Origin of the sequence: Bacillus sp. AFS031507, assembly GCF_002584635.1 — a bacterium.
Taxonomy (GTDB): Bacteria; Bacillota; Bacilli; order Bacillales; family Cytobacillaceae; genus Neobacillus.
In genome coordinates, this window is record NZ_NUOW01000013.1 from 96969 (window position 1) to 110737 (window position 13769).

The window sequence follows — 13769 nt, forward strand, 5'->3', positions numbered from 1 at the left end:
CTTGCACAATTAATAACCCAACATCATGTCGAAGGATTAAAGCGGACTCTAATTTATCTGCACGATTTTCGATATAGACAAAACATAAAGAAAGACCGCTACCATTTAGATAGCGGTCTACTCTTATTTTATAAGGTAAATTATGATGATTTGTTTTTATTATAGATATCAAAAGCTACTGCAGCTAATAATACAAGCCCTTTGATACCTTGCTGCCAATCTATTCCTAAACCTAGTATGGACATTCCGTTATTCATGACACCCATAACAAGACCACCAATAATAGCCCCTGGAACCGTACCTACTCCACCATATGCTGATGCACCGCCAATAAAACATGCTGCAATCGCATCAAGTTCAAAAAGATTTCCTGCTCTAGGTGTTGCAGCATTTAATCGAGCAGCAAACAGTAGCCCAGATAGAGCTGATAACACTCCCATATTTACAAAGACCCAGAATGTAACCCGCTTTGTTTTGACCCCTGATAAACTGGCTGCTTTTTCATTTCCACCTATCGCATAAATGTGACGCCCTGCAATTGTTTTTGTTGTAATAAATTGATAAGCCAATATTAATAAAGCCAAGATAACTAAAATATTAGGAATTCCTTCGTAAGTAGCAAGAACGTACACAAATACATTAATTAAGGCAACTATTGCAATAATCTTCAAAATGAAAATTCCTATTGGTGAAACATCTAAATTGTATTTTATTTCAGCTTTTCTAATTTTCAATTCATTGAAGATTAGAATGACAGATAGCAGAGCTCCAATGACAAGAGTTAAAATATGAAGGTTCGCTCCAGCAAACACATCTGGAATGAAACCTGAGCTAATTTTTTGAAATGTTTCTGGAAATGGGGCGATTGATTTGCCCTCCAACACAACCATAGTCAATCCTCTAAACAAAAGCATTCCTGCTAGAGTAACAATAAACGCAGGAATTTTGACATATGCCACCCAAAATCCTTGCCAAGCGCCAATAAGTGCACCAATTAATAATGAGATTATAATTGCGGCTGAGATTGGAACTTCATAATTAACCATTAAAATAGCAGATAGAGCTCCGACAAAGGCTGCTATTGAACCAACCGATAGATCAATATGTCCGGTAATAATAACTAAAATCATCCCTATTGCCAATACTAAAATATAGCTATTTTGCAAGATTAAGTTTGTAATATTTAACGGTCTTAATAATATACCATCTGTTAGAACTTGAAAAAGAATCATAATTGAAACTAGTGCCAAAATCATACTGTATTGTCTCAAATTATTTTTGAAAAGTTGTAAAATGTGATTTACTTTCGGTTCACGAACTGCAACTTTCTCGTTTTCAGCCGTTTTATGCGTTAACGATTGCATGTTTTGCTACCCCCTAAACCATACTTTTGGTCATATATTTCATAATACGTTCTTGAGTTGCTTCTTCTTTTAAAACTTCTCCCGTTATTCTGCCTTCATTCATTACATACACTCGATCACAAATCCCAAGAATTTCTGGCAGCTCTGAAGAAATGACTAAAATCCCTTTTCCATCTGTAGCCAACTGATTAATGATTGTGTAAATTTCATACTTTGCGCCTACATCAATACCTCGAGTAGGTTCATCTAAAATCAGGATGTCAGGCTCTGAAAAGATCCATTTACTCAATACAACTTTTTGTTGATTTCCACCACTCAGATTTCCAGTTTTCTGATGAATACTAGGAGTTTTAATTTTTAATTTTTCACGGAATTTTTCCGATTCAATAATTTCTTGGTTCTTATTAATAACAAATTTGTTGGTTATCTTATTAAGGCTGGCTAATGTAATGTTTTGTTTAATATCGTCCATTAAGATTAACCCGTTAACCTTTCGATCTTCAGAAACATAAGCAATTCCATGTTCGATTGCCTGACTAACATTATTCAAATGGATTTCTTTACTATCTTTATATATTTGTCCCGTTATTTTCTTTCCATACGATTTCCCAAAGATACTCATTGCCAACTCTGTTCTTCCTGCGCCCATCAAGCCGGCAATACCCACAATCTCACCTTTACGAATATGAATATTCACATTATCAATTAATTTTTGATTTGTATGCATTTCGTGAAAAACATTCCAGTTTTTCACTTCAAAAATAGTATTTCCTATTTTCGCATCCCTTTTTGGATAGCGATTCGTTAATTCTCTTCCTACCATTCCCTTGATAATTCTGTCTTCTGAAATTTTGTCTACTTTCATATCTAGAGTTTCTACGGTTTGGCCGTCTCGCAAAATTGTGATGGAATCCGCCACTTTGGAAATTTCATTTAATTTATGCGATATAATAATGGCTGACATGCCCTGTTTTTTAAACTCTAATAAAAGATTTAATAGGTTTTCACTATCGTGTTCATTTAATGCAGCAGTAGGTTCATCCAATATTAATAATTTTACATTTTTAGATAGTGCCTTCGCTATTTCTGTTAATTGTTGTTTCCCTACACCCAATTCTGCGATTTTTGTATTTGGTGATTCGTGTAAACCTACCTTTGTCAGCAGTTCTCTCGTCCTTAACACTGTTTCATTCCAATTGATAATTCCATTTTTCGCTTGTTCGTTACCAAGGAAAATATTTTCAGCAATCGATAGGTATGGAATCAATGCCAGCTCTTGATGAATAATAACAATCCCTAATTCTTCACTTTGTTTGATGTCCTTAAATTTACAAACTTTTCCATCAAACAGAATATCCCCAGTATATGAACCATGTGGATAGACACCACTCAATACTTTCATTAAAGTGGATTTCCCAGCCCCATTTTCTCCACATAAAGCGTGAATTTCGCCCTCTTTTATCTTTAAATTTACATTTTGAAGTGCTTTGACGCCTGGAAACTCTTTTGTAATATTCCTCATTTCTAAAATTATCTTTGACATGTTTCACCACAACCTCGCAATTTTATAAAATGATTTAGTGACGGTTCTTCAACTGTCACTAAATCATTTAAATCACTAATTATTTACTTAGTTCTTCCTTTTTGTAATATCCAGAATCAACTAAGACAGATTCATAGTTTGCTTTATCAACTGAAACTGGTTCTAGCAGATATGAAGGAACGACTTTTTTTCCATTTTCGTACGTTTTGGTATCATTTACTTCAGCTTTTTTGCCCTTTAAAACGGCATCAGCCATAGAAACAGCCTTTTTAGCCAATTCTCTTGTGTCTTTAAACACGGTTTGTGTCTGTTCACCTTTTATTATTGATTTAATAGAAGCTAGTTCAGCATCTTGTCCAGTAATAATAGGAAGTGGTTTAGTAGCTGATCCATAACCAACACCTTTTAAAGATGATATGATCCCGATACTGATTCCATCATAAGGTGATAAAACGGCATCTACCTTGTCAGTGGTATAGTGGGCACTTAATAGATTATCCATCCTAGCTTGTGCAACTGCACCGTCCCATCTTAATGTAGCACCTTGTTCAAATGACTTTTGACCGCTTTTTACGACTAATTTCCCCGATTCAATATAAGGCTTTAATACGGACATTGCCCCATCAAAAAAGAAATAGGCATTATTATCATCTGGTGATCCTGCAAACAACTCGATATTGAATGGGCCCTTTCCTGCCTTTAAACCTAATTTTTCTTCAATATAAGAGCCTTGTTGAACACCTACTTTAAAGTTGTCAAATGTTGCATAATAGCTGACATTTTTACTATTTTTAATTAAACGATCATATGCAATGACCTTAATCCCTTGCTTGTTTGCTTTGTCTAAAACATCTGTTAAGGCTTCACCGTCAATTGACGCAATTACTAAAACGTTTACACCCTTCGTAATCATATTCTCAATTTGAGATACCTGATTCTCTACTACGTCTTCTGCATATTGCAAGTCCACTTTATAGCCTAACTTTTCAAATTCTTTTTTCATATTTTGACCGTCACTTACCCATCTTTCCGATGACTTTGTAGGCATCGCAAGTCCTACAAATCCACTATCTCCACTTGTACTTTTACTTCCACATGCTGCCAACGAAAATAATAAGGTTATTAACATAATTACTGACAACAACTTTTTCATCTGAATCGCCCCTTTTGTTTTTTTCATATTTAATGTTTTATTCCTTGCTATGAATATATCACCCTGTCATTTTTTCGTCTTTTCAATAAAACAACTATTTTTATAAAAATACAACTTAACTTTAAGCGCTTTCAAAAATTACTGCATTATAAAAAACAGAAATCACCCACTAGAATTGAAAGCACCTTTTGTTCGAAATTCCCCGTAAACAAAATAGAACAGTCCAAATGATTTCATTTGGACTGTCCCTTAATACATGCATATTTGGCTAATAGTTACTCCTATTCTTTACTAGAAATCGAACTTGAAAAACCTGCACCTTTTCGATACTGGTTGGGAGATACACCCATTACTTTTTTAAAAGCAGTACTAAAATAATGCTGTGTGTCATATCCAACTTTTCCGGCAATTTCAAGAATAGAAAGTTCTGTGGAGTTTAGCAGCATAATAGCCTTGCTGATTCGCATATTTGTAATCATACTAACAAAAGAAGTACCTAATTCCTTTTTCATTATTCTGCTTAGATAAACAGGGGATACTTGCAGATACTGTGCCAATGATTCCAATGTCAAATCTGTTTCTGAAAAATGTTCACTAAGATAGGATCTCGCACGCCGGACGATCGGTGAGATCTTTAAATTTTCATACATCATTGTTTCGCAGTGTTTATAAATTTCAGAAATCTCAAATGTTTCTCCAGTAACTTGCTCAAAGTGCATATTCGGTGTCGTGTTCAAATAATTTTTTAATTTCTTTGACAACAATATTTCGAGATTTTCTTGTACATTTCCCCAAATACAAACTGATATAAACCCTGAAGGATCACGAAAAACAACTTTTTGAAAGGGTTCAAGTGCTTCAGCAACGATATCTTCTGTAAAATTAAATAATTGTTTTTTATTTTCATTCAATAAATGTTTATTAATATAAATTTCATGACATTGGATGAGACCAAACTGGTTCGGGCATTCTAGAGGCAAATGTAAGAATTTTAGTTGTTTAATAATTTCAGATTCTGTCATATTCCCTTTTATCCATTCCTGACAAAAATTTTGCTGTAAGAGAGGGATATTTTTTATGATTTGGTCTTTCGCCAATGCTAAGTACTCACTTTGCTGTTCTCTTTCTTCCAATTGTTTTCTTATACTCTGTAGGACGTTTTGTAATTGATCAGGATTTGCTGGTTTGAGAATATAATCATTAACATTTAAGCGTAATGCTTCTTGGGCATATGTAAATTCGTCATGACCTGAAATAATTATTATTTTACAGTTTGGCAAACTCTCTCGTACCTGTTTAATTAAAGTCAAACCATCCATAATTGGCATATTCAAATCTACCAGCAATATGTCTACTGAAAATTCGATGGCAAGTTCGAATGCTTCTTCTCCATCTTCAGCCTCTGCTACAACCTTCATATGAAGCTCTTGCCAATCTACTGATTCACGAATTCCTTCACGTATTATCGGCTCATCATCTGCAATCAATACATTCCAATGATTTTGCACACAATTTGCTCCCCTTTCGAACTCTTTCATCGTTTCATTTTTCTCTGATGGCAGGAAGGACAACCTTTACTGTTGTACCCTTACCTAATTCACTATCAATAGAAATACCGTAGGCATCACCAAAAGTCAGTTTAATTCTGGCTTGGACATTAAGCATCCCATACCCAAAATTCTCACTTCCTTTATATTGCTGAGATTGAGAAAATAAAGTTCCCAATTTACTTCTTAGAGCTTCAAGCTTTTCAGTAGGAATTCCCTTCCCATCATCCATTACATGGAAAACAATATTTCCTTCATGTTCTTCTGCTTTAACGATAATATGACCTGGCCCTCTCCTTTCTTTGATTCCATGATATATGGCGTTTTCTACGATTGGCTGTAATACAAGCTTTAATACATTGATCTTTTCAACATTTGAAGCAATATTTAAGGTGTAATTTAATTTATCTTGATATCTAGCTTTTTGGATCTTTAAATAACTGTTAATATGTTCCATTTCTTCTTTTAGAGGAATTATATCGTTACCTTTACTTAACCCAATGCGGAAAAGTCTTGATAATGACTCTACCACCTCTGCAACATCTACAGCACCTTTTTTTCGGGCCAGCCAATGAATTGTGTCTAACGTATTGTAGAGGAAATGAGGTTTGATATGAGCCTGAAGACTTCGTAATTCAGCTTCACGTTTTTGACGCTCTTGCAGCTCATTTAGTGTTATAAGCTTATTTAATTGAACAAGCATCGTATTAAAGCTGCGGCCAAGTAACCCGATTTCATCCATTCGTTCTCCTTTGTAACGGACAGACAAATCTCCAGATTCCGCTTTACGCATAAACGACATGAGTTGCCTGATTGGTCTTGATATAGAATAGGATAAATAATAGGAGGCCCCAAGGCCAAACAAACAAACGAAGAAGACAAAACTAATCACATAAAAATGAATTTCCCTTACCTCTAATACCGATTCTTTTGTAGAAAATACACCCACAGTTGTCCAACCAGTAAAAGGAGACTTTCTATATATGAATTGAAGCTTATTGCCTTTGACTTGTTTAGAGAAATTCCCGGATTCATTTGAATGGAGCCACTCAATAGGAATCTCGTTAAGAAAGGGCTCGGATGGTGAGTAGATATTTTCGCCTTTATCGTCAATCACCATTAAATAACCTGTTTTACCTAGGCGAACATCTTTTGTCGCTTCCGATATCACTCGGAGCTTCATATCAATTAATATTACACCCTTCACTTGCTGGGTTTCAGGGTCTAAAATTGCTCGTACAACTGATACAACCTCGTCATCCTTGTAATGTATATGGCTAGTTATGTTTCTGCTGAATGGGTGCCCTAAGATTTTGAAAATCCCTTCACTTTTCACAGCAGCTTGATACCACGACTCTTCAGTTAGGCTTTTCATCGAGCGGGTATACATGTCGTTACTGATGTACTGACCATTGCTGTTTACCACAAGAATGCCTGCTACTTCTGGATACAATGTTGTAAGCCCTTGCAGAAATGTTCGTATCTCATAATCATCATTTACCCCTTGGCTTTGCTGGCTTTTTTTCTCGTACAAAAATTGTTTAATTCCCGGGTTAAAAGATATCAAATAACTCATATTTTGCATGTTACCGGCATAGAAATCCAGTGTTTTATTGACTTGACCAATTAACTGCAGTGTATTTTGGTTCACTTGTCTCTCTATAATGCGGTCTACTGTCCATCCTGTCAGAAACCCAAGACCAATAGATGGCAGAATACTGATTAACATTAAAAGAACAATTAACTTAAATCGGATTGGAAGGTTGTTTATTTTTAAAAAAATTTTTTTGTCCAATATCTTCGAATCTCTCATTTTCTTGGCGGCTCACTTTGCATAATAATTTTCTACATTCTCTTTAGTAACAATAGAAATCCCTGTATCAACATATGAAGTCATTGGAGGTTTATCAGAAAATTCACGTTTTATAATTGGAGAATTTTTATGTTGGAGATCAAATAGAAACAGTAAAGACCAAAAACCCATCCTCCAGGTACCTTGAGCCAAGGTTGCAGATATGGTACCATCTTTAATCAGATCCAGAGTTTGTTTATCTGTATCAAAACTTACAATTTTCACTTTTTGATTCTTCTTGAGGAGACTGACGGCTTTACCGACCCCAACCCCTCCATTGGCTTCAGTAGCAAAAATACCCTTCAAATCCGGATACTTCTTTAAGAGGTTCATTGCAACCTTGCTTGAAACAAGCTGATCCCCCTTTCCATCTTTTACTGCTATCACCTCTACCCCAGTAGTTTCTTTCTTAATTGTGTCTAAAAATCCTTTTGTTCTTTCCTGATGATTTAATTGATTGGGAGATGTAATGACAGCCACTTTTCCTTTTCTACCAATTAATTCAACTAACTTATGAGCAGCCGTTATACCAGCTTTATAATTATCAGTCCCCAAAAAAGAAGACACCTTGTCCGATACAGCACCTGAATCGAATAAAACTACAGGAATACCCATATCCCGTGCTTTTTCAAAAGTTTTAGCTAATGCGTCAGGGTCGATAGCGGATATCGCAATTCCCGTAGGCTTTTTGGCAATCACCTGTTCCATCACAGTAATTTGTTCATGTATATCATGCTGCGTAGCACCCCGGTATTCAACTGATAAATTCAATTTCTGAGCAGCATCCTCAAACCCTTTTAAAGAGCTCTTCCAATAATCAATTCCTGACTGGAATGTAACCATTACGTACTTCTCACTAATTTCCTCCTGTCCTTCTCCTTGTGTTAGTTGGGATATATGCGACTCATTAATATGATAGTTATATAAGTAAAGAAAGTAGACGATAAATAAGAAGGCATAGATTTGTAATAGCTTTTTCAATTATGAATCCCCTTTCAAAAAACTATCAACTTATGTATTCTGTTTACTAAAATCACTAGTGTCATTTTTATAAAAGCCCTTACATTTCAATGATTGGAAGATTCATTGAGCATAAGTTTCAATTATTGCATCATTAATATTCTTAGCTAATAGGTGATTTATTTTTACTAACTCTGGATCAGAAAGTTCTTTATCTTTGCCATATCATACATTTTCCTGCGATAACTCTCAATACTTTTTCTTAAAAAAAGTGCTTTTCTCAAAAATCTTTAACCCTATTATCCTTGCAAACATTTTGGCCTTATTAAAAAGAAGCTTTGTTAATTCCCCACTCAGGAAATAACAAAGCTTCTCAGGTACTAGTAGGAGTCTGACTTATTTTTACTCATGTACAATCTGGTATAGTTCATTTCGATCAATGATGCTGCCTGTAAATTCATGCGTCAACTTTCCGTTCGAGTTAAAAATAAGGGTTTTGTTATCATGTATAACTTCCGAATTCTTTTTTTCAAAATGTTCACCAAGCGTGTCTGCCAAGTTTTGAATCTCATTCATATCTCCTGTCAGCATTTTTAAGTATGACATATCGAAATTCATTTTCTTTGCGTGTTCCTTCATGGCTTCTGGTGTATCATTTTCAGGGTCAAGGGAAACGGAAACGAGTAAAAGATTATCTGTATTGTTTCCCTTCGATTTCAAATCCTGTTGCAAGTTGCTAAAGTTCCCCAACAAAACCGGACATGCATTCGGATCCACGCAATTCACATAAGTAAAGGTCAAAACGACGGTTTTTCCAATCAGATTTTGTTTTGTGACTGAATTCCCATTTTCGTCGATTAACTTAAATTCAGGTAAGGTAACTTCTTGGGTCACTTTATGAGCATTCTCCAAAGTTTTTGCTTCGACAGTGAATTGCTCTTCTTCTTCAACCATTTCCCCGTCGTGTTCCACTTTAATTGAAGCTACCCAGTCACCGTTCATCGCTAAATTAGCAGTTCCTATATATTTGCCGTCACCTAATTCTTCCACAGTGACAGGAGTTGTCCCGTGATCCATGTTTTTCATATTTAAATTGGCATTCACTTCGGCACCCTCAATCGGATTTCCCTTATTGTCGACTACGGTAAATTGCATCGCAAATATTTTTCCTGGGGTAAATGTTTTTGGCGTGATAAGTTTCACAGTTAAATTATTGGATGCCCCACAGCCCGCGATAAATATGATAATAAGACTCATTATAAAGACAGAAAATCGTTTCATCTTGCCAAACCTCTCAGTCAGATAAATTTTAATATCTCAGCTCCCTTTCACTATATACTACAATCTTCATAAAAACTGTGAAGTATTATACAGTTTCACCCAAAATGAAAAGGTAGTTACCTGCGCTTTTCGAAGTACTCAAAGTTGGCGCATGAATTATTCATGCGCCTTTTTCAATCATCAATAGGCATTGAGTTTATCTTTCTCATCAACCTGTAGTCTAGAAAGCATCGGCCTGTTGTTCTTCCACTCCACATGAACTGGAAGATTGAAAAACGCCGTTAGTTTTTGACTAGATATCAATTCACATGTCTTTCCATCTGCAAAAACTTGTCCCTCTTTTAGTAATAAGGTTTTAGTGAAAACTGGTAAAATTTCTTCGATATGATGTGTTACATAAATCAATGTCGGAGCACCGGAATGTTCTGCAATTTTTTCAATCGATTCTAACAGTTGTTCGCGCGCGATAAAATCCAATCCATTCGTAGGTTCATCGAGAATGAGCAAAGAAGGTTCAGCCATCAACGCACGAGCAATTAAGACACGCTGCTTTTCTCCTTGTGATAATTTGTCGTAATTTCGGTTCGCATACCTTATACAACCAAGTGATTCCAATAGTTCAACAGCCTTTTTTCTCATTTCATCTGTCGGTGTTTCGTAAAGACCGATAGAAGCAAAGGCACCGCTTAAGACAACCTCAAACGCATTATCCCCTGGATGAAATTTTTCCTGAAGGGATGAAGAGACAAATCCGATCTGTTTACGCAGTTTCTCACTTAGATAGGTTTTCCCAAATTCCATCCCCAGTACAGTTACTTTTCCTTTTGTCGGGAAATAATAGGCATTTATTAAATTTAATATGGCTGTCTTACCCGAGCCATTTAATCCAAATAAAACCCAGTTTTCGCCTCTATTAATCTTCCAATTTACATCTTGTAAAATCCAATTTCCTTCTCGTAATAAAGAGACATTTTCAAGCTTTAAAACCATCATTTTTACTCCTTTCTATCATTCGTAGGTTGAATATAAAATTTTGGCAACCCCATTGTACCAAATTTTCAGAAAACAAAAAATAAGTCCTACCAAAATGAGGACTTAAAATAGGATTTTGAATCTTTTAGCTGAGTCTTCCTTAAACAAGAACCTTTTTCAGTTTCTCCGTAAGTGCTGGAATCACTGTCTTGTAGTCGGCGATTACACCGAGATTGGCCCGTTTAAAAATGGGTGCTTCTGAATCTGTGTTGATGGCAACAACGGTCTTTGCACTGATAATGCCTGCTAGATGTTGACTGGCACCGGATATTCCGACCGCAATATAAAGGTCTGGAGCAACAACAGCTCCCGTTTGTCCTACCTGCAGGTTAGAAGGAACCCATCCAGCGTCACATGCTGCCCTTGAAGCACCGACTGTCCCGCCCAGTAGTTCTGCAAGGGACTGCAAATCTTGAAAGCCTTCAGGTCCGCCAAGACCTCTACCGCCGGAGACAATAATTGTAGCATCCTCAAGACGGATATCTGACAAGGCCGACTGAATCTTCACCACCAGTTTTGTTAAAACAACTTCCTCTGGAACGGAGTAATCAACAGAAATGATTTCACCTATGCGCGTTGAATCAGGTACAGCCAGTTCCTGACTCTTTTGGCGAATGCCAACAACCACCTTAGGACGTGTAGTTGAATACTCCCCATATGCTTTATCACCATAAATTGGGCGCACCCATGTCAGCTTATCGCCTTCAGTTCTAAAATCAGTCACCTCTGTTATGGCAGATGCGCCACTGCGTGTAGCCAGTCGACCTACAAGATCCTTACCCATTCTATCGAAGGAGAGGAGCAGCGTATCGGCATCAGATTGTTGGAAAACAGTGAAGAGGCTATCCACGTAAAGTTCAACCTGATATTCAGAAAGTAAAGGATTATTAATGGTATATACTTTGCTTGCTCCAAAGGCAATTGCTTCCTTTGCACCAGCCTCAGTCGCGGGTCCAACCAAGACAGCCTCCACACTTCCGGCGGTGGCACTTGCCAATCGACTGCCGAATGCCAGTGCTTCCTTGGCACCAGGGCTTAGTAATTCTTCTTGCTGATTTGTAAAGATAAGGATTTTGGACATAGTTTGAGACCTCCTATAATATCTTGAGTGCCAAGAGCTTGTCAGTCAATTCAGCTGCGAGCTCTGAGCCATCGCTGCCAGAAAGGATTTCGCAATTGACATCTCTGTTTAGGACGTAGGCCCGCTCCAATTTAACACCCGGCTGACACCGCACATGATCTAAATCAATATCATCTGATTCAAATCGAGTGATTGGCTTGCTCCTCGCAAGTCGGATATCTTTAACCTTTGGGAGGCGAGGGACATTTGCCTCAGAACTGATAATTGTAAAAACAGCTGGAAACGGAACACTCGCCACAGTATAACCGCCTTCTGCTTCGCAAGTAGACCTCACACTGCCTTCATCCAGTTCAAGTTCGGAGACAAGCGTCACACAAGGAATCCCAAGTTCTTCAGCCATGACTGGTCCAACAAGGCCTTCCTCAATGTCACTTGCTTGATATCCGGTCAGTACAAGCTCCGCACCACCAAGGGTTTTGATAGTTTGCGCAAGGATATGCCCAACGGCCTGACCGTCGAGATTTTCCCACTCCGAATCCCAAACTCGTACGGCAGCGTTTGCCGTGAAGGCAAACGCTCGGCGCAGAACTTCCTCCGAGGATTCGTCACCCAGGCAGATGGCAGTCACCGTAGCACCCGGTGTTTTATCTCGAAGTTGAATAGCCAATTCAAGCGCGTTCTCGGCAAAAGAGTCCAAAACCATGTCGGAATCTCCATTCACCGGACAATTGGTCTCTGGGTCAATTTGAAAATAACGCGGAGTAATTTCCGGATCAAGAACATGCTTTAGGCATACGACGATATGCATCTCTAGTTCACCTCTTGTCTTTTTATTTGGTTAACCTTTTACTTCTACTCCTGCCCTTACTGCTAATCCTCGCTGGTTAGTAGGATTTGGGTATGGGTCTAATCCGTACATTTCTCGTAATCTTGCAACCGCTTCTGCTGGTGGTTTTGAGTTGTAGTAACCGCTCCGGGTCATATATACTCCTGATACTCTTTTTAGGTCCGCTAGTGATTCGCACATCTTGATTCCGGCACCAAATGAGTCAACGACAGGTACGTCACCAATCCTTGAAATCCCGAAGGTTGCAAGGAAAACGTTCATCGGCCCCTCGCCTGGGACAATCACATCGGCTCCTTGAGAGATGGCAGTCTCGGCTGCTCTTTGAAATGCCGCAATAACTGGCTCAGGATTACTGAAGCCTGCGAGCACATCATCAAAGCCTGATTTCAGCGGCACAATTGGTCCGAGCTTTTCGCCGAGGCCGTACCGGACGGCGTTTTGTCTAAGTTCGTCTGCCAATGGGGTTAAAAAATTGACTACTCCGATACGGTCTCCAAGCATGGATGCCATATGGAAGGAGGCTTGCCCATAACCAACCACAGGGATATCAACGAGCGTGCGTGCCTCCAAAAGACCTACGTCAGGAATGGTCCCAATAAACATCGCATCGTATCCTGCGGCTTCAGCCATTAATGCAGCACGAACGAACTGCTCCCGGTGCAGGTTCTGCAGGTAGGAATGAGTAATAAAATGCCCGGGGTAATGTGTGGGATATGTCTCTTCAGACATGCCATGTAGAACGACCTCTACGTCTGGTCGTGCAATCTTCCGCACATGGTTCATGATTGCATCTCGATATTGAGGAACCCGGTCAATCGTGGTTAGGCTCTGATGCCAGATTTTCATAAAATTTACCTCCTTTTTGTGATTTTTTCGAAAAAACATATAAAAAGTTCGTTTTTGTTATTAGATTTGTTTGGAAAAAGTGTATCGATGTTTATTTTTGCGGAAATTCATCGTTTGTTTGTGAAATTTAATAGTCTATGAGCGAATTCTCAAGCCATATCAGCGGATTCCCCGGTTCTATCAGCGGATTTCCGAGTTCAATCAGCGAATCCAATTTTATGAGCGAATTTAACCATTTTATGGGCGAACTCAACAATCTTATG

11 protein-coding genes are annotated in these 13769 nt (G+C 37.9%); all 11 read right to left on the reverse strand.

The genetic code is table 11. From position 1 onward, the window contains the following. Positions 1 to 140: 140 nt before the first annotated feature. On the reverse strand, positions 141 to 1256 hold the full coding sequence (gene mmsB, locus COE25_RS13060) for a multiple monosaccharide ABC transporter permease (protein WP_373605354.1): 1116 nt from the start codon (positions 1254 to 1256) through the stop codon (positions 141 to 143). Positions 1257 to 1377: 121 nt separating this feature from the next. Beyond that, positions 1378 to 2907, reverse strand: coding sequence for a multiple monosaccharide ABC transporter ATP-binding protein (gene mmsA, locus COE25_RS13065; RefSeq protein ID WP_098932953.1), 1530 nt, complete (start codon positions 2905 to 2907; stop codon positions 1378 to 1380). Positions 2908 to 2986: 79 nt separating this feature from the next. Then, on the reverse strand, positions 2987 to 4060 hold the full coding sequence (gene chvE / locus COE25_RS13070) for a multiple monosaccharide ABC transporter substrate-binding protein (protein ID WP_098933171.1): 1074 nt from the start codon (positions 4058 to 4060) through the stop codon (positions 2987 to 2989). 281 nt (positions 4061 to 4341) lie between these two features. After that, a complete protein-coding gene (locus tag COE25_RS13075; RefSeq protein WP_098932954.1) occupies positions 4342 to 5568 on the reverse strand; it encodes a response regulator transcription factor in 1227 nt (408 codons plus the stop codon). 34 nt (positions 5569 to 5602) lie between these two features. After that, positions 5603 to 7336: a cache domain-containing sensor histidine kinase gene (locus COE25_RS13080; protein WP_257208841.1), complete on the reverse strand. Its 1734-nt coding sequence runs from the start codon at positions 7334 to 7336 to the stop codon at positions 5603 to 5605. A 96-nt stretch (positions 7337 to 7432) separates the two neighbouring features. Beyond that, positions 7433 to 8440 carry a substrate-binding domain-containing protein gene (locus tag COE25_RS13085; RefSeq protein WP_098932956.1) on the reverse strand — a complete coding sequence of 336 codons (1008 nt, stop codon included), beginning with the start codon at positions 8438 to 8440 and terminating at the stop codon, positions 7433 to 7435. 381 nt (positions 8441 to 8821) lie between these two features. Beyond that, entirely contained in the window at positions 8822 to 9700 is an 879-nt protein-coding gene (locus tag COE25_RS13090; RefSeq protein ID WP_098932957.1) for an SCO family protein, read from the reverse strand. Positions 9701 to 9880: 180 nt separating this feature from the next. Beyond that, positions 9881 to 10690 (reverse strand): ABC transporter ATP-binding protein, encoded by an 810-nt coding sequence (locus COE25_RS13095; RefSeq protein WP_098932958.1) that lies wholly within the window; start codon positions 10688 to 10690, stop codon positions 9881 to 9883. Positions 10691 to 10832: 142 nt separating this feature from the next. Then, complete coding sequence (locus tag COE25_RS13100) at positions 10833 to 11813, reverse strand: electron transfer flavoprotein subunit alpha/FixB family protein (protein WP_098932959.1); 981 nt, start codon at positions 11811 to 11813, stop codon at positions 10833 to 10835. Between the two features lie 13 nt (positions 11814 to 11826). Next, positions 11827 to 12621 carry an electron transfer flavoprotein subunit beta/FixA family protein gene (locus tag COE25_RS13105; RefSeq protein ID WP_098932960.1) on the reverse strand — a complete coding sequence of 265 codons (795 nt, stop codon included), beginning with the start codon at positions 12619 to 12621 and terminating at the stop codon, positions 11827 to 11829. A gap of 30 nt (positions 12622 to 12651) precedes the next feature. After that, positions 12652 to 13506: an aspartate/glutamate racemase family protein gene (locus COE25_RS13110; RefSeq protein ID WP_098932961.1), complete on the reverse strand. Its 855-nt coding sequence runs from the start codon at positions 13504 to 13506 to the stop codon at positions 12652 to 12654. Positions 13507 to 13769 lie beyond the last annotated feature (263 nt).